Source organism: Streptomyces katrae, assembly GCF_000966975.1.
Taxonomy (GTDB): domain Bacteria; phylum Actinomycetota; class Actinomycetes; order Streptomycetales; family Streptomycetaceae; genus Streptomyces; species Streptomyces katrae.
The window spans coordinates 1-2791 of sequence record NZ_JZWV01000617.1; the positions used below are offsets into that span (position 1 = coordinate 1).

Here is a 2791-nt window from a genome sequence, read left to right on the forward strand (position 1 = left end):
AGGCGCTGGGGGCACCTCCCAGCGGCAGCTGGGGGACTCGCCGCACCGGCCGAAGACGAGGCGCTGGGGGCACCTCCCAGCGGCAGCTGGGGGACTCGCCGCACCGGCCGAAGACCCCGCTGGGAGGTGCCCCCAGGGGCTGCGCCCCGGACCTCGCCGCACCGGCCGAAGACACAGGACTTTCGCAACACCCCCTAGCCCCTCGGGCGGCCGCGCCGGCACCGGCCGGTATCGGCCGCGCGGGCCGTGCGGGGATATCCAGTGGCCCCGCCGGGGCTGTGACCTTAGGGTTCGGCCATGACGATCATGACCCCCCACGCCGTCGACCGCTCCGTGTCCCTCACCGCGGAGGCGCTCCGGAAGGTGGCCCACCTCGACTGGTCCGTGCCCGCCGCCGGGCTGGAGTGGAGCTGCTACGGCACCGCCGTCCACATAGCGGGGGACTTCACCGCGTACGCGGCCCAGCTCACCGGGCGCGCGACCGCCGCCTGGGTGCCCTTCGAGATCAGCGCCGACCCCGGCACCACCCCTGAAGGCCTGATCGAGATCATCGAGGCCACCGGAGGCCTGCTGTCCGCCGCCGTGGCCGCGGCCCGCCCCGGCGACCGCGCCTGGCACCCGTACGGGACGGCGGGCGCGGACGGCTTCGCGGCCATGGGCGTCGTGGAGACCCTGCTCCACACCCACGACATCCTGGGCGCCCTGGGCACGCACGACTGGGAACCCGACCCGGACCTGTGCGAGCAGGTCCTCGACCGGCTCTTCCCGCAGGCGCCGCGCACCGCCGCGCCTTGGCCGGTCCTGCTGTGGGTGACCGGCCGGGCCGCACTCGGCGACCTGCCCCGACGCCCGGTCTGGCGCTGGTACGCCGATCCCGTCGATGCGGGCCGCGTCCTCCTCTGCGAGATCTTCCCGCAGGCCGCCGCCGACCTCCACGCGGGCGGCACCGGCGGTTTCGCCTGGGCCGGGGACGGTCCCTTCGAGGGCACCCGGGCCGCCTCCGGAATGGTGGTCAAGGCCAAGGAGCAGGGGACGTACCGCCCGGGGTGGGGCCCGTACGCCATCGTGCGGAAGGACGACGGGCGCGCGATCGGCGGCATCGGCTTCCACGGTGCGCCCGACGCCGACGGGAACGCGGAGATCGGCTACGACCTCGTACCCTCGGCCCGCGGCTACGGCTACGCCACCGACGCGGTGCGCGGCCTCGCCGCCTGGGCTTTCCGGCAGCCCGGCCTGACCGCGCTGCACGCCTCGGTCGACGCGGACAACGCCCCCTCGCACGGTGTGGTCGGACGGGCGGGTTTCGAGCGGACCGGCACCACGGACGACGACGGCGTCCGCTACGTCCTGCGCGCCCCCCGCGGCTGACGTCGCCCGACGGGCCTCCGCGGGCCGGGCGTTGCCGGCCGGCGAGGCGGCCGCGCCCGGCGAAGGGCCGGCCGGGGCCCGCGGCCGGGCCCGGCCCGGTACGGCTGCCGGACCGCGGAGCGGGACTCCCGCCGGGCCGGCTCCGCGCCGGCAGTGAGGCGGGCGTGGGACCGGCCTGTGCCTCAGGCCCGCCCGAGCAGTCCCGTCCCGGCGGTGCTGTCGGTCCGGGCGGCGAAGAAGTCGCAGAACGCGGCGACGAACTCCTGCTCGTCGACCCGTCCGTCCCCGTCCGCGTCCAGCTCCCGGAACCCGTCGTTGAGGTCGGCCGGGTGCACCCGCGGCCCTCCGAACAGCAGCCGGTACTCGTCCGCCCCCAGGTAGCCGCTGCCATCCGCGTCGGCCGCCCGGAACAGCGCCCGCACCGCCGGTACGAGGCCCTTCTCCAGGTACGCCGGATCACGCTCCACCCCGGCCAGCATCGCGGACACGAACTCCCCGCAGTCCACGGCCCCGTCGCCATCGGCATCGGCCGTCGCCCGGAGCTGCCGCCACCAGCCCTCGAACGCGGCGTACACCTCGTCCTCCCGCTCCGCGGGCAGTTCGAGCCGCCAGCACATGGTGTGCACCATCGCCTGGAGGTCGGCCGAGTCGACCCGCCCGTTGCCGGTCTGGTCCAGCACCTGGCGGAAGAACGCCTCCAGCCGGGCCGGACGCGAATCGCCGCCGCGCCGGGCCCTCGGCACCGCTCCCCGCGCGGGCGCGGGCGCGCCGCTCACGGAACGGCGGCGGTAGCGCACCCGGCCGGGGGCCAGGGCCATCGCATGGCGCAGCCCGTGGTGCAGTGCCCACGACAGCGCGGCGCCCCCGGGGCCGCGGGAGGTTCCGAACCTCTCGTGCCAGGCCGGCGGCAGGTCGCTGACCGTCAGGGCCGCCACCGCACGCGCGATCACCACCCGCAACAGCGGCCACACAGGTGCCAACCGCCCCAGCCGGCGCGGGGCGGGGGCCTCGCGGAGCACCCCGTGGAGCATGTGCCGTACTTCGGGGCCGAACTCCAGGACCTCCCGGACCGTGCGTTCCACGTAAGCCGGGACTTCGGCGGCGCTCGCCGGGAGCACCTCTCCCGGAATTCCGAGGGCGGCGCACACGTCCAGGAACTCCGCGTACAGCAGGTCCCGTTCGGCGGGCGCGAGCGGTTCCCCGGACAGTTCGCGCATCGCGGTCATGGACTCGTACAGCGTCACCATCACCCAGCCGCGCACCGCGGGGTCCTCCGCGCTGTACGACCGCCCCGCCGTGTCGGTCCCGTGGATGCGCCGGTGCGTCCGCCGGAGCCGGGCCACCTCCAGCCGCCGCTCCTCGGGCCCGGCGAAGAACAGCCGGCCGCCGCTCTCCATGGTGTGTTCGATCCGCCGCCAGGGGT

2 protein-coding genes are annotated in these 2791 nt (G+C 76.1%); one reads left to right on the top strand and one right to left on the bottom strand.

The genetic code is table 11. The features are described from left to right. Positions 1-297: 297 nt before the first annotated feature. On the top strand, positions 298-1368 hold the full coding sequence (locus VR44_RS22095; RefSeq protein ID WP_245692071.1) for a GNAT family N-acetyltransferase: 1071 nt from the start codon (positions 298-300) through the stop codon (positions 1366-1368). Positions 1369-1550: 182 nt separating this feature from the next. Here VR44_RS22095 and VR44_RS22100 read toward each other — a convergent pair. Continuing rightward, a partial coding sequence (locus VR44_RS22100) for an oxygenase MpaB family protein (protein ID WP_045949310.1) occupies positions 1551-2791 on the bottom strand: 1241 nt, incomplete at its 5' end.